The organism is Leptospira neocaledonica (genome assembly GCF_002812205.1).
GTDB lineage: Bacteria > Spirochaetota > Leptospiria > Leptospirales > Leptospiraceae > Leptospira_B > Leptospira_B neocaledonica.
The window spans coordinates 111507-129990 of sequence record NZ_NPEA01000004.1 but is presented as its reverse complement, the minus strand read 5'-3'; the positions used below and the strand labels follow the sequence as shown (position 1 = coordinate 129990).

20 protein-coding genes are annotated in these 18484 nt (G+C 39.2%); 12 read left to right on the top strand and 8 right to left on the bottom strand.

Features of this window, described 5'->3' with window-relative positions:
* The first annotated feature begins 16 nt into the window (after nucleotides 1-16).
* The 5 genes from CH365_RS07700 to CH365_RS07680 all read left to right on the top strand — a co-directional run bounded on the left by CH365_RS07700 (nucleotide 17) and on the right by CH365_RS07680 (nucleotide 3271).
* The gene (locus CH365_RS07700; RefSeq protein ID WP_100768009.1) at nucleotides 17-316 is read left to right on the top strand and encodes a type II toxin-antitoxin system Phd/YefM family antitoxin; all 300 of its coding nucleotides are present in this window, start codon (nucleotides 17-19) and stop codon (nucleotides 314-316) included.
* Entirely contained in the window at nucleotides 317-754 is a 438-nt protein-coding gene (locus tag CH365_RS07695) for a PIN domain-containing protein (protein WP_100768008.1), read from the top strand.
* Between the two features lie 80 nt (nucleotides 755-834).
* A complete protein-coding gene (locus CH365_RS07690) occupies nucleotides 835-1665 on the top strand; it encodes an AraC family transcriptional regulator (RefSeq protein WP_100768007.1) in 831 nt (276 codons plus the stop codon).
* A gap of 54 nt (nucleotides 1666-1719) precedes the next feature.
* Nucleotides 1720-2874: a chromate efflux transporter gene (gene chrA / locus CH365_RS07685; RefSeq protein ID WP_100768006.1), complete on the top strand. Its 1155-nt coding sequence runs from the start codon at nucleotides 1720-1722 to the stop codon at nucleotides 2872-2874.
* Between the two features lie 64 nt (nucleotides 2875-2938).
* Nucleotides 2939-3271: a metal-sulfur cluster assembly factor gene (locus CH365_RS07680; protein ID WP_100768005.1), complete on the top strand. Its 333-nt coding sequence runs from the start codon at nucleotides 2939-2941 to the stop codon at nucleotides 3269-3271.
* Here the strand turns inward: CH365_RS07680 and CH365_RS07675 are convergent.
* The 5 genes from CH365_RS07675 to CH365_RS07655 are packed head-to-tail and all read right to left on the bottom strand — an operon-like array spanning nucleotide 3268 to nucleotide 6437.
* Nucleotides 3268-3942 carry an ATP-binding cassette domain-containing protein gene (locus CH365_RS07675; RefSeq protein ID WP_100768004.1) on the bottom strand — a complete coding sequence of 225 codons (675 nt, stop codon included), beginning with the start codon at nucleotides 3940-3942 and terminating at the stop codon, nucleotides 3268-3270. The genes CH365_RS07680 and CH365_RS07675 overlap by 4 nt on opposite strands.
* Entirely contained in the window at nucleotides 3942-4706 is a 765-nt protein-coding gene (gene modA, locus CH365_RS07670; RefSeq protein ID WP_100768003.1) for a molybdate ABC transporter substrate-binding protein, read from the bottom strand. The genes CH365_RS07675 and modA overlap by 1 nt, the downstream gene beginning before the upstream one ends.
* Before the next feature lie 13 nt (nucleotides 4707-4719).
* On the bottom strand, nucleotides 4720-5400 hold the full coding sequence (gene modB / locus CH365_RS07665) for a molybdate ABC transporter permease subunit (RefSeq protein WP_100768002.1): 681 nt from the start codon (nucleotides 5398-5400) through the stop codon (nucleotides 4720-4722).
* Between the two features lie 9 nt (nucleotides 5401-5409).
* Nucleotides 5410-5982, bottom strand: coding sequence for a hypothetical protein (locus CH365_RS07660; protein ID WP_100768001.1), 573 nt, complete (start codon nucleotides 5980-5982; stop codon nucleotides 5410-5412).
* Nucleotides 5979-6437, bottom strand: a complete 459-nt coding sequence (locus CH365_RS07655; protein ID WP_100768000.1) for a RidA family protein — start codon at nucleotides 6435-6437, stop codon at nucleotides 5979-5981. The genes CH365_RS07660 and CH365_RS07655 overlap by 4 nt, the downstream gene beginning before the upstream one ends.
* A 112-nt stretch (nucleotides 6438-6549) precedes the next feature.
* Between CH365_RS07655 and CH365_RS07650 the strand changes: the two genes are divergently transcribed.
* From CH365_RS07650 to CH365_RS07630, 5 genes are all read left to right on the top strand, one after another.
* Nucleotides 6550-7350, top strand: coding sequence for a class I SAM-dependent methyltransferase (locus tag CH365_RS07650; protein WP_100767999.1), 801 nt, complete (start codon nucleotides 6550-6552; stop codon nucleotides 7348-7350).
* Complete coding sequence (locus CH365_RS07645; protein WP_100767998.1) at nucleotides 7347-9014, top strand: DEAD/DEAH box helicase; 1668 nt, start codon at nucleotides 7347-7349, stop codon at nucleotides 9012-9014. Before CH365_RS07650 ends, CH365_RS07645 begins: the two co-directional genes overlap by 4 nt.
* Nucleotides 8981-10072 (top strand): N-acetylmuramoyl-L-alanine amidase family protein, encoded by a 1092-nt coding sequence (locus tag CH365_RS07640; RefSeq protein ID WP_100767997.1) that lies wholly within the window; start codon nucleotides 8981-8983, stop codon nucleotides 10070-10072. The genes CH365_RS07645 and CH365_RS07640 overlap by 34 nt, the downstream gene beginning before the upstream one ends.
* On the top strand, nucleotides 10053-10814 hold the full coding sequence (locus CH365_RS07635) for an LIC_10740 family protein (protein WP_100767996.1): 762 nt from the start codon (nucleotides 10053-10055) through the stop codon (nucleotides 10812-10814). The genes CH365_RS07640 and CH365_RS07635 overlap by 20 nt, the downstream gene beginning before the upstream one ends.
* A 78-nt stretch (nucleotides 10815-10892) precedes the next feature.
* Nucleotides 10893-12146, top strand: coding sequence for a hypothetical protein (locus CH365_RS07630; RefSeq protein ID WP_100767995.1), 1254 nt, complete (start codon nucleotides 10893-10895; stop codon nucleotides 12144-12146).
* Nucleotides 12147-12222: 76 nt separating this feature from the next.
* Here CH365_RS07630 and CH365_RS07625 read toward each other — a convergent pair whose 3' ends face one another.
* On the bottom strand, nucleotides 12223-13011 hold the full coding sequence (locus CH365_RS07625) for an enoyl-CoA hydratase/isomerase family protein (RefSeq protein WP_100767994.1): 789 nt from the start codon (nucleotides 13009-13011) through the stop codon (nucleotides 12223-12225).
* Entirely contained in the window at nucleotides 13011-13538 is a 528-nt protein-coding gene (locus CH365_RS07620) for a hypothetical protein (protein ID WP_100767993.1), read from the bottom strand. The genes CH365_RS07625 and CH365_RS07620 overlap by 1 nt, the downstream gene beginning before the upstream one ends.
* A gap of 176 nt (nucleotides 13539-13714) precedes the next feature.
* Between CH365_RS07620 and CH365_RS07615 the strand changes: the two genes are divergently transcribed.
* Nucleotides 13715-14992 carry a PilZ domain-containing protein gene (locus CH365_RS07615; protein WP_100767992.1) on the top strand — a complete coding sequence of 426 codons (1278 nt, stop codon included), beginning with the start codon at nucleotides 13715-13717 and terminating at the stop codon, nucleotides 14990-14992.
* On the opposite strand, the gene CH365_RS07610 is transcribed toward CH365_RS07615, so the two are convergent.
* A complete protein-coding gene (locus CH365_RS07610; protein ID WP_244283045.1) occupies nucleotides 14945-16282 on the bottom strand; it encodes a transposase in 1338 nt (445 codons plus the stop codon). The two genes, CH365_RS07615 and CH365_RS07610, sit on opposite strands and share 48 nt — an antisense overlap.
* A gap of 184 nt (nucleotides 16283-16466) precedes the next feature.
* Here CH365_RS07610 and CH365_RS07600 point away from each other — a divergent pair, with 184 nt between their 5' ends.
* A complete protein-coding gene (locus CH365_RS07600) occupies nucleotides 16467-18473 on the top strand; it encodes an ATP-dependent nuclease (protein ID WP_100767989.1) in 2007 nt (668 codons plus the stop codon).
* Nucleotides 18474-18484 lie beyond the last annotated feature (11 nt).

The window sequence follows — 18484 nt, the reverse complement described above, 5'->3', positions numbered from 1 at the left end:
TGGCTACCATAAAGGCATGAAAGCGGTTGGTATCAAGGATCTAAAAAATAACCTGAGCAGTTTTTTGGATTTTGTAAGAGGTGGGGAGACTATTCTCATTTTGGATAGAAATCAACCGATTGCTGAGATCAAAAAAGTGGATCAAAAATCGGATCGCACTCAACAATATCTCAAAGAAGCGGCTAACGCGAACTCTATTATCCCTGCAAAAACTCCAAAAGGAATCAATATTCCGAAATCCATTCTATTAAATACTGGAGTCAAAACCAGAGTCTCCACAGCTTGGAGGGAAGCTTACCAAGCGGACAGGGATTGAATGGTCTTATATATAGATACTAGTCTTCTATTAAATATTCTTTATGCAGAAGCCGGTTACGAAGACCATTTGGATTATTTCAACAGATCGGACCTCAAGTTTGGTTCGATTCTACTTGAGATAGAAAGTTTCAGAAGTTTAAATTTCACTTATTCTAAAGAAGCAAAACATCTATCGAAAAATTGGTTTAAAGATGCGGAAAACTTTTTGGGGGAATTCATTTCTCAGATCAATTTAAAAAATCTGGATGATGATGTTCGAACTGAGATTAAAAAGAATAAGGAAATTTTGGAATTAAAGTCCTTGGATGCAGCTCATTTGGCCACTGCATTACATATTCGAAAGGCTATCTCGGACGAATTGATACTTTGCTCTATGGATGAAAAATTTAGGTCTGTGGCCAAAAAATTAGGTTTTAAACTTTATCCGAAAAAATAAAAATTTTTTCAGATCGCAAGAACTATCAAGCAAGAGTAAAAAGAAAAGTTTAGGATGTGGGAAACAGTACCAAGGACTGTATGGATTTTATTCAAAAAGCTCTCTGGTTTATAGAAGGTCATTCCAAAGAAGATATTTCTCTGGAGGATGTGGCAAAGAATGCAGGGGTTTCTCCTTTTCATCTGACCCGCAGTTTTTCTTTAACTATGGGAGTTTCTTTGATGAGATATCTAAGAGGACGACGTTTGAGCGAAGCTGCAAAAATATTGGTAGATAAAGGATCCAATATTTTAGATATCGCTTTGGATATAGGTTATGGATCTCACGAAGCATTTACAAGGGCTTTTAGAGATCAATTTTCTATCACTCCGGAACAACTGAAGTCCCAGGGTCATCTTGGTAATGTGAACTTAGTGGAGGCTATCACCTTGAACGCAGAACCAATTCCTAAAATCGATCCACCCAGATTCGAAACTATTCCCTCTAGGCTATTTGCAGGTCTTGTAGAACATTATGATTGTCAAATGCCTGCAGGAATTCCAAATCAATGGCAAACTTTCGGAGCATACTTGGGAAATATTCCTTCTCAAGTAGGAGATGCTGCTTACGGAGTTTGTTATAATTTCGATGCAGAAGGTAACTTTGATTATATGTGCGGTATAGAAGTTTCAAACTCTTCCGGATTACCTAAAGAGTTTCAGGTACTTAAGATCCCTACTCAGAAGTATGCAGTGTTTACTCATAAGGGTCATATTGCCGGGATTCGAGCAACCTTTGCAGCAGCAGGCAAATGGTTTCCGGATTCCGGTGTAAAACCTTTCGAGGGTGCAAACCTAGAGAGATACGGAAAAGAATTTAATCCAGTCACAGGAATGGGTGGATTAGAAATTTGGATCCCAGTAGAGGATTAAATTTTCCGAAAGGTCTTGCGGGGTCGACACGCAGGGCCTAAATAGTGTTTTCGAATGAAAGAAGTATTTTTCACCTTCTTAAAACTGGGCCTGATCTCTTTTGGCGGGCCCACTGCCCATCTCGCTTATTTTTATCAAGAATTCGTAATTCAAAAAAAATGGATCTCGGAAGAAGTTTATAAAGAATTATTAGCTGTCTGCCAATTTCTCCCAGGTCCTGCGAGCAGCCAATTGGGGATCTGCATCGGAACTCTTCGTTCCGGTTGGAAAGCAGGATGCGCGGCTTGGATTGGATTTACGCTTCCTTCTATTTTGTTGATGGTCGGGTTTGGAATTTTATTAAAATCGAATATAGTTCCGGATCTAAAATGGGTTCACGGTTTAAAATTGGTCGCTGCCTCAGTTGTGGCTCACGCAATTTTGACGATGTGGAAAAATTCCAAGAAACATCCTTACAAGATCTATTTGGTCATAGGTTCTGCAATTATTGCTCTAGTGTTTTCGAGCGCATATACTCAATTGATCGTAATTTTGATAGGCGCAGGGATCGGATTTTTTCTATTTCAAGAAGAATCGGATCTCCCTTATGTTTCGGTTTCTTTCTCTATTCCGAAACGGATCGCATTCTGGTCCTTAGGATTTTTTTTCCTTCTTCTTTTCTTATTACCTTTATTAAGATCATTCACCGGTTTACTTCTTTTTACGATCTCGGACTCATTTTATAGATCAGGCGCCTTGGTTTTTGGCGGAGGACATGTGGTCCTTCCTTTATTGGAAAATGAAGTAGTAAGACAAGGTTGGATCGGAAAGGAAGAATTTTTAGCAGGATATGGAGCCGCACAAGCAATGCCAGGTCCTTTATTTACATTCGCTTCTTATTTAGGTTTTATGATCTTCGGCTTTAGCGGAGCGATCCTCTCTACCGCTTTTATATTTCTTCCTTCTTTTCTTTTGGTGTTTGGGTTTTTTCCTCTTTGGGAAGAGATACGAAATTATTCCAAAATGAGGGCTGTGATAGACGCAATCCAGTTCTCCGCTTTGGGAATTTTATTGTCCGCCTTCTGTACTCCGGTCTTCACTTCTTCGGTGTATTCCGCATATGATCTTTTTGTGTTCTGTACATTGTTTGTATTGATGGTTTTTCTAAAAGTTCCGAATTGGTTGATACTGATCCTAGGCTTAAGCGCTCCTTTTTTAAATCCGTTCTGATGGAAAATAAAAGAGTCTTAAAATTCTTTACACGAAGTCGCCATTCCGGTAGACTAATGGTTAGATGCAATTATTAGAACAACCAACTCAAGAGATCGAAAAAAGGGTCTATGCTGAGATCCATAGGGTAGAAGATCCCGAGATCGGGATCTCCGTGGCTGAGTTAGGTTTGATCTATAAGATCCAGGTTGAAGGTGATAAGGCCAAGATTGAAATGACTTATACTTCTATGGCTTGTCCCGCAGGTCCACAGATGAAACAAGAGATCCAAGACAATGCTCTTCGGGTCGAAGGTATCAACTCTGTCGAAGTAGAAGTGGTCTGGATACCTAAATGGGATCCAAGAGCAATGGCTTCCGAAGAAGCTAAAATGGATCTGGGGATTTTCGATTATTAAGAACGATTATTAAGAATCTTACCGTCTTCCATATAAAGAGCAGAAGTCCCGAAATACTCCAGATCTTTTGGGTCATGAGAGATTAGAAGTATGGGCATGCTGATCTTCTTTCTTAAACCTTTTAGCTCTTCTCTCATCTTCTGTCTTAAATCCGCGTGGAGTGCCGCAAATGGTTCATCCAAAAGTAAAATTTTAGGATCTCGGGCAAGTGCTCTTGCGATCGCCACTCTTTGTTTTTGTCCACCCGAAAGATGTTTCGGATAACTTTCAGAAGTTTCTTCTATTTCGAATAAATTCATAAGATTAGAAACCGTTTCTTTAGTCTTTTTACTCGTAGTAAGTTGAAAGAAATTGTTTAATCCAAATTCTATATTTTTCCTGACTGTGAGATGAGGAAATAGTCCGTAACTTTGAGGAACGTAACCTAGATTTCTTTTTTGAGGTGGAATATATTTTTTGGAAGAAGAATCAAAATAGACAGTATTTGCGAAAGAGATCCGTCCTGAATCCGGTTTTAAAAGTCCTGCTAGAGCCCGCAAGGTGAGGCTTTTTCCTGCTCCGGAAGGTCCGTATAATACCTGAAATTCTCCTGAAAATTCGAACTGAACATCCAGCTCGAATTTTCGGTTTCTATCGGAGAGTTTTTTTCTGATATCTACGGTTAAAGACATTAAGGAAGTATAAACTTATATTTCAGAAAAGTTTCTTTCGCTTCCGGGGATTTTTTCAAGAACTCCAGAAAAGATTTTGCTTCTTCCGGATTTTTGGTCCCGGTCACCAAAATTCCCGGGTATAAGATCGGTTTGTGTCCGCTTAAAGTCAATGCAATCTTGACTTTAGATTCTGCAATCGCTGCATCTGTGACGTATACGAATCCGGCTTCTACTTCTTCTCTTCCTACGTAATCTAAGACCTGACGGACATTCTCCGCAGGGATGAATTTTTCTTTTAAGGAAAGGTTTAGATTGTTCTTAGTGAGCACTTCTTCCGCGTATTTTCCGGCCGGAACAGAGCTTGGGTTTCCGATCGCTATCTTCTTGATCTCAGGATATTGTAAGTCTTCTAACTTTTTGATCTTGAGCTCGCTCGCTTTAGGCTGGATGAGCACCAAAGTATTTTTTAATAAAATAGTTTTTGTAGAAGTTTCCAAAACTTCCGCTTTGATTCCTTTGTCTACAATATCCGGATCCGCAGATATGAAGACATCTACCGGAGCACCTTTTTCGATTTGTTGGTATAAACTTCCGGAAGATCCGAAATTGAATACAGCTTTGACACCGGTTTTTTGTTTGAATGTGGTTCCAAGTTCTTTGAGCACATCGGTTAAACTGGATGCGGCGGAAATGGTGATCTCTTTCTCCTTCTCTTGTGTATAAGAAGGAGATTGGATGAGTAGAAGTAAAACTGGGAGTAATATATATAATCTTTTGATCATTCGTGTCCTGTCCTTACCAATGTGATTTTTTAAGTAAAATCCCGGAAACTGTCAATACCAATACACAAGTAATAGATGCTACGAATACTAAGACTAACGAAAACTCATCCTTTCCAGATTGAACAGAATCATAAATTGCTAGCGCGATTGTTTGTGTTTTTTCAGGAATATTTCCTGCGATCATAAGTGTAGCTCCGAATTCTCCCATTCCTCTTGCATAGGCCATCATGGATCCCGCTATAATTCCCCTCCAGGAAAGCGGGAGAATTACGGTTAAAAAGGTTTCCCATTTGGATTTTCCTAAAGTGAGAGAAATTTCTTCGTATTCAGGATCCAGATCTTCGAAGGCAGCCTTTGCGGATCTATAAACTAAAGGAAAGGATACGATTGTGGACGCTAAAACTGCTCCATGCAAATTAAATAATATAGAATATTGGAATTGTTCCAAAAGGAAATGACCGACTATTCCTTTTTTCCCGAATAGGACTAAAAGATAATATCCAAGCACTGTGGGAGGAAGAACCATCGGCAAGGTCAAAACAGCATCCGCAAATGCCCTTCCGAAAAATCGGAGCTTTGACATCCAATAGGCGAAAAATATCCCTAGTAAAGCGGCAAAGAATGTGGAGAAAAAAGTTACCTTAAGTGTAAGGAATAGAGGATATCTGATGGAGTCCCAGTCGAAAGTATCCATCAGACAGAGTTAAAGTTTAGAATTCCATAATGTTAAGGAAGAAGCGGTCGTTAACGCCCAAAAGGAACAGAACGCGTAAAAATTAAAATTATAATAATAGTCCTGATCTCTTATGAAACTTACGAAAAATACGTCTGGTAATAAAGCTCCGAGCAGAAGTAATATCCCGGAAAATCCTTGTAAGATCACAATCGTTTTGCCGATCCATTCACTTCTCCAAAAACCACCAAAGAAGAATGTTAAAAAACAAGGGATGATAAAAAATATATTGGATGCGGTCCTTACATTCACTTCTTCTATACCGCTACGACTAGGTTCTATTCCGAAAAAATTACCAAGCCTGGAGATAATATCCAATTGGGATTCTACACCTAAATTGATGGAATAATTGATCCAACTTCCCAAGCTGAAAAATAACTGCAGTAATGCCAGAACGAAGATCAATTTTTCCTTCCCACTTTTTTCGGAATAAAATTCTATAAATCTTCCTAAAAGTTGGGAAAGAAACCTTTTCCATCCATTTAAAACTATGGATGTTGCAGGTAATGCAAGACTAAGATCTCTGAGTAGGTTTTTGATCATCCTAAGGAAACCGTCATTTCTACTTCCACCGGAGCTCCTAATGGAAGAGCGGAATTTCCAACAGCAAAGCGCGCATGACGTCCAGCTTCTCCAAAAATACTTAAGAGTAGATTGGATGCATGATTTGCGACAAGATGTTGTTCCGTAAAATCAGGACTGGAAGAAACAAATACTCCGATCTTTACGATACTTTTGATCTTATCCAGATCGCCGATCACTCCTGCGATTGCAGCAAGTCCGTTCAAGGCCGCCTGTTCTGTGGCAGCCTTCACATCTTCAATAGAAAGCCCGGCTCCCAGGGTTCCCGTAAGCATAAGTTTGCCTTCTTTCAGGGGCAATTGGCCGGAAGTGAATACAAGATTTCCTGTTTGTATGGCAGGTATATAGGCGGCAATCGCCTTAGGTGCAGGTGGGAGTTCCAACCCAAGGGATTTAATTTTTTCAAGGATGCTCATTCTCTTCTATTCCTGGATGGTTTCTCGTTTTTTCAAGCATGTATTTCGTTCCTGGCCTGGGGATTTTCCTTTACGTGAGGGAGACTTTATGACAAGCTTCTTGTAGGCAAGCATGTCCTCAATACTCGAATTGGAACCCCACCCAGAATATCCGGAAGCCTATATGGTATGCCGTCGCACGGGGGTCCATTTCTATAAATTGGCAAAGGAAAGGGATTACGAAGATTCCTATTTTCAGGAAGAATACAAGAATCAGTACAAAAAGACCTACTACGAGGACGAACCTCAGCTTAGAAATTTAGCTAAGACACGTTTAGAAATGATGAACACCTTTCAAGATCCAAAAGGAAAAACTCTTTTCGAGATCGGATCTGCTGCAGGCTTCTTCTTATCAGAAGCGGAGAAGAAAGGGTATAAGGTTAAAGGCCTAGAACTTTCTTCCAGCGAAGCGGAATACTCCAGAGATAAATTAGGTTTGGATGTGATTTCCGGTTCTTTCTTAGATGATTCACTTTTTCCTAAAGAAACTTTCGATGCGGTCTGTGCGTTTTTTGTAATAGAACATTTTCCGAATGCGGAGCTTGTTTTCGAGAGGATCAATAAATTGTTAAAGCCGGGCGGGCTATTATTCTTAGGTCTTCCTTCTTTGAACGGACCTTCTTTTCAAACGAACCCTGAAGAATGGTTTCGTACTCATCCGTCGGACCATTTTTGGGATTACTCACCCGATTCTCTGAAAAAAATGTTGAAAATGTACGGTCTCGTCACGGTATATAAGAAACCTATGTCATACCACCCTAATAGAGATAAGGGATGGAAAGGCAAATACCTGACGCATCGGCTCTTTGTTCGCTTCGCAAACCTCTCCTGCTACGCCGACACATTCCACTCAATCGCGATTAAAAAAATATGAAATTCGAAGAATTAAATCTAGAGCCAAACCTGCAAAAAGCAATCCAAGAAGCAGGCTTTACTGAGCTCACCCCGATACAAGAAAAAGCAATCCCTCCCGGAATGGAAGGAAAGGACGTAACCGGTTTAGCCCAAACGGGAACCGGTAAGACGGTGGCATTCTTGGTTCCCACCATTCACTCTATTCTGACAAGGGGAATACAAGGTGTTAGCACTTTGATCCTTGCTCCTACTAGAGAGTTAGTGATCCAAATTTCTGAAGAAGCCGAAAAACTACTAAAACATACGGACCATAGAGTGGTCCCTATCATTGGTGGAACGGATTATAAAATCCAAAACAGAGATCTGAACGGACTCAACGGTCTTATCGTTGCAACTCCAGGAAGATTAATCGATCTCGCAAGAAGTGGAAGCGCCGACCTGGAAAAGGTGGAGTTCTTCATTTTGGACGAAGCGGATCGTATGTTGGACATGGGTTTTATTTACGATATACGTTGGCTTCTTCATAAATGTAAGAATAGAAAACAAACTTTACTTTTCTCCGCAACTCTCTCGGTCGAAGTTATGCGCCTTGCATATCGTTTTATGAACGAGCCTGTGGAGATCCAGATCAATCCGGACAAGCTAATCACGGAAAGGATAGATCAAAAACTGGTTCACTTGGGAAGAGAGGAGAAGTTACCTTATATGGTGAATTCCATCCTTGCCGAAGAACTGGAAGGACAAGGAATTATATTCACAAATTTTAAAGCGAATATTCCTAAAATAGTAAATTCTCTCAGAAGATTTGGAATTCCTATTACAGGGATTTCTTCCGATTTAGATCAGAAAAAAAGACTGAGATTGATGAGGGATTTTAAATCCGGAAAGTTCAAGTTTATGGTCGCGACAGACGTTGCTAGCCGCGGTATAGACGTGGAGAATATCGAAGTAGTTTTCAATTTCGATCTTCCTCAGGACACGGAGAACTATGTACATAGGATCGGAAGGACAGCAAGAGCGGGAAGAATGGGTAAGTCCATCAGCTTCTGCTCTGAATCCGATTATGTTGAATTGGAGAAGATAGAAAAATATCTGAAACAAAAGATAGAAGTCCTCCCAGTTCATGAAGAAGCACTTACTTTCCCTGTAGGGGAATTCCAAGCTTTTGTGGGAGGAGATGCATTCGATAATGCTCCTGTCGAAAGAAATGGAAATCGAAACCAAGGAAGAGATAGAGGCCCTAAAAAACCAAGAGGGGAATTCCAACGTAACGGGAACCAAAGGGAAAGAGGCGAGAAAAACTGGAACAGAGAATCCGGAGATCGTAAAAAAGATTTCAACAGAGATTCAAAACCGGGCAAGCCAAACGGCGGACACAAAAAGAGACCGGAAGCTGCTATCCAAGAAGCCCAAGAGTTTTTACAAAAAGCGGACAGTGTATTCGGTTCTAACGGTGCTCGTAAAGATAGAAACCAGAAAAATCAGAATCAGAAGAAAGGAAAACAACGTCCAGATTTCCAAAAGCAACATTCTCCTAATCACAAAAATCAAGAGAATAAAAAACAGAAATCGAATTACGATAAGAGCAAGCGGAACCTATTCGATATAAACGATTCTAAAAGGTCCTCAGACAAGAAGAAGGGATCAATTTGGATAAAGATCAAATCCTTCTTTGGGGGTTAGGATTCCTTTTACTTTTTAGCGGACCCGTTTTTGCCGAGTCAAGGATACAGGCGATCGGCAAGAACGGATATGTTTCTTTCGAGGAGATCCGTAAAAAGATCCCCGGACTACAATCCAAATTCGAGTCCGCCACATTAGTAGGTTCTATTTTCCACGCTTCAGGAGAGATCCGTTTTCGGATCGGAGCCTCCTTTTATGCGATCAACGGTAGTTTAGAAAAAACGAATTTACCTGTAGTCTATAAAGATAAGGACTTTTTACTTCCTCCTGATCTGGTTGAAGCCATCTTTGTACGCTTATTACCCGGGGACGTAAGTTATGAATTTAAAGAAGACGAACTTGTCTTCGATCTATTGCCTAAAGCGGAAAGATTAAAACTTTCAGCGATCATAGTGGATGCGGGACATGGTGGGAAAGACCCGGGGACTTCTTCAGATAAAGGAACCCAAGAGAAATTGGTCTCTTTGCAGGTGGCTCGTTTCCTGAAAAAATTCCTGAATAAGATCTATCCTGAAGTCCGAGTGATCCTGACCAGGTCCAATGATTCATTTATTGAATTGGAAAGAAGGTCTGAGATCGCGAATCGGGAGATCCAAAAGGGCGGCTCGGTTTTATTCGTGAGTTTACATTGTAATGCTTCTATCTCTTCGGATGTGAACGGATTCGAAGTCTATTATTTGTCCCAAACTCCTAGCACGGAAACGGCAAGAGAAGTCTCATTATTCGAAAATGGGATTTCGGGTAAAAAGGGCGGGACCTCCTACGGGAAGATCCAGGCAGGAATGATGTCCTCCATGATCCAAAGAAGAAGCCGTCTTCTTGCCAGAAGTGTCGAATCCGAGATGAAAAAAAACCTTGGTCCAAAGATATTGTCTAGAGGAGTGAAGAAGGCGGACTTTTCCGTATTAAGGGGAAGTTTGATGCCTGCCATTCTGGTTGAAATGGGTTACCTCACCCATAACAAAGAATCAGAGGTATTGGCCGATAAAACTCACCAAGTGAAATTGGCTAAAAGTATATTAGAAGGTGTGAGAGCGTATGAACTTGCAAAAGATTAAAGAGATTTGGAATCGCTTCCTCACTCATTTGGATACCTTCTATACTTGGATTTTCGAGCTGGCCACGAGAGCCGCCGATTCCAAGGAATCCAAAAGGATTTTATTCTTAACCTATTCTTGGATCATCGTATTATTATTCCTTACAGGTTTCATTCTCGCAGGAAAAAATCCGTTAAAACTGCTCGTACCATTTACCTTATACGATCTACCCAATCTAGATCCTAGAAAGGAAATCGTAATATACGGTTCAGATGGAGAAGGCGAGGTCTTTCCTGTAAAAAGAAAAGTTCTCTTAACTGGAGAAGATTTCAGACATGATGTTATAACATTAGTGGGAGAAGCGGGAGAATCCAGTTATTTCGATCCGACAGTTCCGAATGCTTCCGCTCAATTTAGGAATCTGAAAAAACTTCCGAACCTACAAGACTCCGTGATCTCCATCTGGAAAAGAGGAGATCTATTGATCTTGGATCTGAGAAAATCCACATTAGAAAGCCTACTTTCCGATATGAAGTTCAGGATCGATTACACTTATGCAAGCCAAATGACCGAGGAACAAAAATCCGCGGAGATAGAGCGTAAAAAATTGGTCTTATTGTCTTCTGCATTCTTAGCGGTAGAAAAAACCTTATTCGAAAACTATCCTGATCTAAATCGGATCGAATACAAGTTAGGTGGAGAAGCGGGAGATCTGCCCGGTTTAAGCTATTTGCTTTCTTCTTCTCATACTAGACAACCTTAAGATTTCGAAACTTTCCGCGTAAATTAACTGGACGAAAGGGTTGTTTTGGCCCTTTTCAAAGCCGATAGTATTAAGGTCATGTCCGGATCTAAACGTACAACCTTAGTCGTTTTTATACTTTTGATCTCCGGGGTCATATTATCCGCAGCTCCAGATCTGCAAAATTCTCCCGATGTAACAAACATCAATGATTTCAGAACGGACCGTGTAGCATTTCATTATATTCAATTGGTGGATAAAGAAGGTAAGGCTCTTCCGGAAAGGAATTTGAACCGCGATACTTCAGAATCTACATTACTCATCATTGATAGAGGGCAACTAACTCTTTTAAAGGACGGATTCGATGATCCTGCCCAGGTAAAGGAGAAGGAAAAGGACTACTTAAATAAAATTTATAAATTCACCAGATTAAAAGATCTGGAACAGGAATATTATAAATTACCCGAATCGGAAAGAACCAAACCTTCTTCTAAAACGGAACCAAACCAGGCGGAAACAAGTAAATCGACTACTACTGCAGGACCTTCTTCCGAGCCGGAAGAGAAGAATAAAGAATTCGATCTTCTATTAAAATATGATGATGAACTTCTGAAGTCTTACGCGGCGGAGAAGGCTGCCCATGCTGAATACGTAAGAACCGAACGTATCTATGGAAAAGATTCTCCTAAGACAAGTTCACTTAGAACCAGATTCGAAGAATTGAAATCCAAAACACAGGAAAGAAAAAAATTCCTATTAGGCTTTTTGCATAATACATCTGTTGATTCGAATCCTTATCCGGGAGATCGAAAAGAACAGATATTCTATACGAATCATTCCAACGGAGCTCCTGATTTTTATCTACATTCCACCACTCCAAGAGAAGTAGACGGTCTTATGAAAGGAGAAGAAGAAGTCGGAAAAAAATACGGACAACTTTTTAAGACCGCAGTGGACCGACTGATAGATTCTCAGATAGATAAATTGTATTATTATATTTGGAATCGGGACATGACAAATACCCGGATCAAAGTGGATCGTTTTTTAAAGGGTAAGAAGGTCACAGTTATTACTGGAGATTCCACAGTTTATACGATGATAGATAAAGAAGGAGACGGGATCACTGAATCTTTCTTTGTAGATTCGCCGGGACTAAAATTTTCCTGGGGAAAAGAAGTCCCTAATATCATTTCTATCTCCAATTGTACGGACCAAACGATCTTAACTAAGATCAAGGCATTGGGAGATGATGTTTCTTCCGGAAGGATCCCTAAAAAAGTAGATAAGCTGGATCTTGCTATTCCGGAAGAACAGATCCTTCTGGAATTAAAACCGTTATTAAAGAACTTATAAAATTATAGTCCGGTCCTAAAACCAAGGCCATCAACAAACATTCTTTTTCGGGCTGCAAGAGCCGATAGATAGGTTCTTATAGTCCGCGAAATACCGGCTTTCTCTTTTCTTCAATCGACCGAATAGTTTCTCGGAAATCCTGTGAAAGGAAATTTAGAGCCTGGGACTCCGCTTCTTTACGTAAAGCAGCGTTTAACTTCTCACGATCGTAAATATTCTTTTTCAATTCGCTAAGTGCCATAGGAGCACTTTCACTCAAAGAAATTGCGATCTCAGTTGCTCTTTGTAGAACTTCCGCTTTCGGAACGGAATCATAACAAATTCCTAAAGAAAGAGCTTCCTTCCCACTTACAGTTTCCGCTAAGAATAGAAGTCTATTTGCAGTTTCCATCCCGAACAATTCTTTTGTCAGATAGCTGGATCCCATTCCGGGATGGATTCCCAATTTCACAAAATTGAATTGGTATTTTCCCTCATCCGCAAAAACTCTTAGATCGCAAGCAAGAGTGATGGAAAGGCCTGCGCCTATCGCATGACCGTTCGCAGCACAAATCACAGGAACATTCAGATCCCTAACGCTTAAGAATAGATTATAAAATTCGAACATTTCTTTTTTGTTCGTTTCGAAAGACTTCTCGGCGAAAGATTTTAATAATTCGAAATTGCCACCAGCAGAGAAGATATCATTCTTTCCGGTGATCACAACAGCTCTAGGCGGGTTCTTTTTTAATTTTTCAATATGGGCTTGGAACTCCAGACCCATGGGAACAGTCATGGAGTTTTTAGTTTCCGGGTTGTTCAGATAAAGAATTTCGATTCTTGAGTCGGAAGAAAGTTCTACTGTTTCTGAATCAACTAATGCCATTAAACAGCTTCCTGTTTTAATTCGAAACTTTCGTACCAAACTCTATCCGAAACGGTAAGAGGCTTTTCGCCAATGCCCATTTGGTCGTAATAATCTAATAGAATTTCTAAATGAACATTCTCTTCATCTTCCAAAGTCCAAAAAGAACTATCGATGGATTTAGAAACGAGGGCCTGGCCTCTAACAGAGTCTACAAAGTAGTCAGGTTTATCTGAAAAAATGAGATGAGATGAAATGAGATCGAAACGAATCGTATCTACGATCTTGGAAAATTCAGAATCAGTTTTATTAAAATAACGGGAAGCGATCTCAGTTTGGAAATAATCACCCCAAGTAAGAATGTCCGGTTCCACTCCAGTGCGTTCTTTAATTTCCTGGAGTTTTTCCTCTTCCAAAAACGGCTTGGAAGCGAATTTATCCACAAGATCTCTAAGTGAAATCAAGTTAAGGATCTTATTCGCGGAAAGTTGTCCCCGACGCATCATATCGAAAAGTTCTGGATTCAGTTCGGACTTGTTCTCTGCCATGGTTTATTTTTCGGCAAAAGCATAAAAATCCCCTGAACAATTTCCTTCCGGAAAATACTCGTATATGTCTCATTTTCGAAAAAAAGAAGAAAGCTCCGAATTCCGAGAGACGGCACTGGATTCCTAAAGTCCCGAAGTCGAAAATAAAGATAAGGGAAAATTTTACCCGGACCGTCATGGCTGTAGGAAGATCGGATACACTCCAGGAACTGATTACGATTTTAGAAACGATGTTTGGAGAAACAATCATCGGTTCCGATATCAATTTGGTTAAACACCTATTCTATAGTTTGAAAGCGGATCAAAGAGAATTCCCTTTCGATTACGAAGGGGAGAAGCTTACCTCCGTAGTGGAAGAAGTGAGTGAGGACACTCTTGTTCTTTATGTTCCTTATCTTCAGCCCAAAGGTATACTTAGAGCAAAAATCAGTTTCGAAATCTTGAATATACTCTATCAATTCGAAGTAGTACTTCTGGATTTTTGGGAAGATCATGTCCGAGTCAAAATTCCTTCCGAGTTACAGGCGGCTGCATTCCGTAAAAACCTAAGGGTCGCAGTAGACGACCTTTTTATGAATTATGTAATCCTCTATCGCTCCCTGAGTGGAGGAGAAAGAGAACTCGGAAAAAATCTTAGCGTAGAACAAAGATTTTTCCATCTTATGAAGGAGATTAAGAAGGATAATCCAAGCCTAAAATTGATCAACTTGATGGTTACTGAATATATTCTAGGGATTTCAAAGGATTATGAGATCGTATTTTTCGGTCCCGGAAAAGATGGAGGATTTTTCGGAGATTTTATTAAAAAATACAATCGTTCCGTATACGTCTCGGATTGTTCATTAATTAAGAGTTATATCGGGGAAGAAGCGGATCCTTATTTGAATAATTTTAGGGATGAATATCTGAGTTTGATCCAAGCGAGAGGACAGGCAAAGGCAGATGAGTTTTTCAGAGAACTTCAAAAAGAAGAAGTTCGTAATTTTTTGATTTCTTATATAGTTACCCCTATTCGTTTGTTTAATGACCCGATCGGCTATGTGAAGGTATTCTCCACTGCGATGGATAAATTCTCTATCGTCCAGCAACAGGCATTGTATATAGAAGAATTAGGGGATATTCTCACCTACGCTCTGACAAAGGTGTATATCCGCCAAGAAAACTTTAGAAATGAAGAGGCCGTCACTCGGATCCTGGACATTAGTATGAACGGCCTTTTATTCGAAATAGAAGATGAAAGAACTTTTAATTATTTAAAAAAGCATAATATTATTAAAATGTTCATTCCAATTTCGGAAAGAAATTTGGTTCTAAGGGGAGAAGTGGTCCGATTCTTGGAGATTGCAGATGGGAAATATCAATTAGGCGTGAACTTTTTTGATTCTAACCCGGATGATATGGTCTTCCTACAGCATTATATTTTTAGTAAGAAGATGCGAATACTGTTCGAGTAGTGATCCTTTCCTTCGAATCGCAACCGCTCCGTTCCCGGGCGTTTTCTTTTCCGAAGGAGAACGATCCCTACTCAAACAAGAATCATCACCTTCAACTAGTATATCGAGTCCGAATACATTCGCATTCTTAATGAAGCTGAACTCATTCAGATATGCTTGCGAATACTTTGGCTTTATGTATCCGTAAGAAGCAAAGGCAGTCTTAAGGACTCTATGGTTTCCTTCTGCTACTTGGTTATGGACTCCATTCTTACTCCATCTATTGCGAGCAAACCTAAACCTATTGTCCTTTGATCTTGCACTATGATTTACGGACCTGTGGTTTCTATATATTCCCCAAAGCCATGGGTATCCTTGGTCTGTGAATAAGGGAGTGGTCGTTGGTAAGTGTTCTCTAATTAAAGGTCCCAGAGTTTCTGCTTTCTGGTTTGGGACTGATGAAAAGAATACTGGTCCTTGCTTGATTGCTATAGTCTGGACAAGAGTTCCTATTTGTTTACCACCAAGCTTTTCTGAAAGGTATATAGAAGAGGTTTGTCCTCTGTGGCTGTATCTTTTCCTTCCTTGGCTTGCTCTCTCACCTGCAGAATACAATACAGCAGTGTCTACGCATACGTATGGCCGCTTTGACATGATCTTGGTGATGTCTCTATTTTCATTCGGAGGTAGTAGGAAGTCCTTGAACTGATCACTCAACGCTTCGTAAGTGAGTTGCTTATACTTTGGAAGTTGGTCAGAAGCGAATAGCTGGAATCTTCTCTTGAGTAAGCTTGCGGCATTATATCCTATTCTTAACTTCTTACTTAGTTCTGTCGCTGTTACTACCTTTGGGTATTGTATTATAGATTCATAAAGGACATATCCGAACATCCATATTGGTAGTTTGAAATGGTGAAGGGGAGTGTAGCTTAGTCTTGAGGTTAGATACCTACATTGAGGACATCTAATTAGATCGAGTCTTGTAGAGATCTCTTTGTCTAATATTCTACTCTTACACTCAGGAGTTGGACACTTCTTTGGGTAGAAGTCATTTAGGATCTTCTTTGTTATTCCAGTGAAGTAGTCAGTGTTGAGAGCTGGGTTGTAGTGTTTGGGTAAAGGTGTTGGAGAAAGATTTCTATTTTCTGTTTTTCTAATATTTCTTCGAGGGAGGGCGGCTCTGGATTGGAGGAAAGGTGGTCCTCGGTTCGGATTACGAGTATTAAATATTCCGAATTCAAGCCAAGGCCGAGTAGGAGTGAAGGATTGTCCGGAAGAGTCAATTTCTGGATATTTTAAAGAGGTTTGCATGTGTATTACTTTTTTGTTTTTTAAGGAAACAAAACGTTAGACACATTAAAAAGAAAAGTATTTTTTGGAATAAATATGGGAGTCGAATGAAAAGGAAGCTGCAGGATTATTCGGAGAGAGATTCATTTTGACTTTCGGCTGGTCTTGATTTTGCGCTTTAGTTAATCGATAATAGGGAATAAAAATGAAAATTAAATCCATTTCGGTGAAGAATTTTAAAACTTTTGATTCCAATGGGGTATACATAACATTTCAGGCATTAACAGGATTGGTGGGTGAAAATAGTTCTGGAAAATCAAACGTTCTTGAAGCGATAGATATTTTTTTTAATTTTAGTAAAGGAAAGATTAAAAAAGAAAGTTTTCATCATGAAGACACTACAAAGCAAATCGAGATTGAAGTTACGCTGTTTCAATTAACAGCAATAGAAAAGGATCGCTTTAAGCTTCACCTTGCGGATGATAATGAGTCTTTAACTATAACGCAGAAAATAGTCAATTTGTCCGAAAGTTTAGATGGAGAAGAATCTGATGAAGATGAAATTCCTTCCGATGAATTAAATATATACGAATCAAAGCATGGTTCGAAATGGACAGTTCCAGAAGATTATGAATGGTTAAACTGCATCGATAAACCGCCAACGAAAACTAATTTGTCAAAATGGTGGAAGATGGATCTTCATATCAACGGGAATGATATTAAGTCTTTTTTTTCAAATAAGCAGCCTTCTCCTGAAGAATATCATAATAAGATCAAGGAATTGTGGAACTCAGGAAGCATTCCAAAAAGAAAAATCACAGGCGACGATAAAATCCTAGGTTGGAGAGGAATTCTAAAAGGAAATCTTCCTAGATATTTTTTGATACCGGCTCTGAAAAATTTGCAAGATGATTTAAAACTTACCAAAACATCGCCCTTTGGATCCATTATTTCATTTTTAACTAATCAAATAGGAAAAGAGCTTAAGGATGAAATAGATAAACAAACAAAAGAATTCATTGATACAATAATAGGCAAAATAGATACGTCCGGCGGGGCATCAAGAATTGATGAAATTAATAGATCACTAAACAGTAATCTTGGGATAGATATTGACTGTTTGCTAAATTTAAAATTTGCTCCCCCAGCGATTGAGGATTTAATTTTACCAAAATTATATGGTGATGACGGATTCAATTCGGAACTTATTTATAAAGGGCACGGAATGCAAAGGCTTGCAATCTTTGCTTTACTACGAACTTATCATCAATTCAAACAGGCTGCGGGAGCTTCTGATGATATTATTATTGGTATCGAAGAGCCAGAAATATATTTACATTCGCATGTGAAAAGATCTGCATATAATTTTTTTAGAGATTTTTCTGAAAGTGGTACTCAGATAATTTATACAACTCATGATAGCTATTTTGTAAAAGTAGAAAACTTCGATGAGATACGTCTTTTTAGGAAGGAGAAATATGAGAATACTAAGCTTCGAACAAATGTGTATGAATTTTCTGTAGATTCTCTCCTTAATTTTTATAAGAATCGTTACGGCAAAGAAGGCATAGATGCGAAAAGTTTACGCCATCGATTTTATCATATTTGTGATGAATCTAAGAACGAAGGATTCTTTGCAAAGAAAGTAATAATAATTGAGGGGGAGACCGAGAAATATTCATTACCAATCTATCTTAAAAATAAGGGCTTTGATTTAGATACAAATCGCATTTCAATAATTTCGGCTGGATCAGTTGATACCATATCATACTTGTTTATACTCTTTAATGAGTTTAAAATACCATGCTATGTAATATTTGATGGTGATAAGCCGGATTTTGATCTGTCTTCAATACCAACGAATCAGGTCGAAGACATAAAGCACAAATCAAAACGTAATAAAGAACTTTTTACATTTATAGGTGTGCCCTACGCCGAATCTGAATATTTTTTTCCAGAAACAACAATTAGCCAACAGATGGCCGTATGGGAAAAGGATTTTGAAACAGTATTTCACAAAGCTTCGGAAAACTACAAAACTATCAAGAGTGAGTCTACGAAATTCTATGGAACTCCAAGCAAACCTTTGGCCGGTAGGTTTTTTGCGGAGAAAATGACTAAAGAATATCCTGACGCGATTAATCCGATAATTGATCTATTAATTAAGAATATACAGCTTTGTGAATGGAAGACATTTATAACGAAAAAATAATTTCGCGCATT

Coding starts and splice junctions, on each gene's coding strand:
- CH365_RS07610 (WP_244283045.1), bottom strand. CDS start 16,282: ATGCAAACCTCTTTAAAATATCCAGAAATTGACTCTTCCGGACAATCC.
- CH365_RS07635 (WP_100767996.1), top strand. CDS start 10,053: ATGAACTTGCAAAAGATTAAAGAGATTTGGAATCGCTTCCTCACTCAT.
- CH365_RS07600 (WP_100767989.1), top strand. CDS start 16,467: ATGAAAATTAAATCCATTTCGGTGAAGAATTTTAAAACTTTTGATTCC.
- chrA (WP_100768006.1), top strand. CDS start 1,720: ATGAAAGAAGTATTTTTCACCTTCTTAAAACTGGGCCTGATCTCTTTT.
- CH365_RS07625 (WP_100767994.1), bottom strand. CDS start 13,011: ATGGCATTAGTTGATTCAGAAACAGTAGAACTTTCTTCCGACTCAAGA.
- CH365_RS07695 (WP_100768008.1), top strand. CDS start 317: ATGGTCTTATATATAGATACTAGTCTTCTATTAAATATTCTTTATGCA.
- CH365_RS07690 (WP_100768007.1), top strand. CDS start 835: ATGGATTTTATTCAAAAAGCTCTCTGGTTTATAGAAGGTCATTCCAAA.
- CH365_RS07615 (WP_100767992.1), top strand. CDS start 13,715: ATGGCTGTAGGAAGATCGGATACACTCCAGGAACTGATTACGATTTTA.
- CH365_RS07680 (WP_100768005.1), top strand. CDS start 2,939: ATGCAATTATTAGAACAACCAACTCAAGAGATCGAAAAAAGGGTCTAT.
- CH365_RS07630 (WP_100767995.1), top strand. CDS start 10,893: ATGTCCGGATCTAAACGTACAACCTTAGTCGTTTTTATACTTTTGATC.
- CH365_RS07700 (WP_100768009.1), top strand. CDS start 17: ATGAAAGCGGTTGGTATCAAGGATCTAAAAAATAACCTGAGCAGTTTT.
- CH365_RS07655 (WP_100768000.1), bottom strand. CDS start 6,437: ATGAGCATCCTTGAAAAAATTAAATCCCTTGGGTTGGAACTCCCACCT.
- CH365_RS07650 (WP_100767999.1), top strand. CDS start 6,550: ATGTCCTCAATACTCGAATTGGAACCCCACCCAGAATATCCGGAAGCC.
- CH365_RS07660 (WP_100768001.1), bottom strand. CDS start 5,982: ATGATCAAAAACCTACTCAGAGATCTTAGTCTTGCATTACCTGCAACA.
- modB (WP_100768002.1), bottom strand. CDS start 5,400: ATGGATACTTTCGACTGGGACTCCATCAGATATCCTCTATTCCTTACA.
- modA (WP_100768003.1), bottom strand. CDS start 4,706: ATGATCAAAAGATTATATATATTACTCCCAGTTTTACTTCTACTCATC.
- CH365_RS07620 (WP_100767993.1), bottom strand. CDS start 13,538: ATGGCAGAGAACAAGTCCGAACTGAATCCAGAACTTTTCGATATGATG.
- CH365_RS07675 (WP_100768004.1), bottom strand. CDS start 3,942: ATGTCTTTAACCGTAGATATCAGAAAAAAACTCTCCGATAGAAACCGA.
- CH365_RS07645 (WP_100767998.1), top strand. CDS start 7,347: ATGAAATTCGAAGAATTAAATCTAGAGCCAAACCTGCAAAAAGCAATC.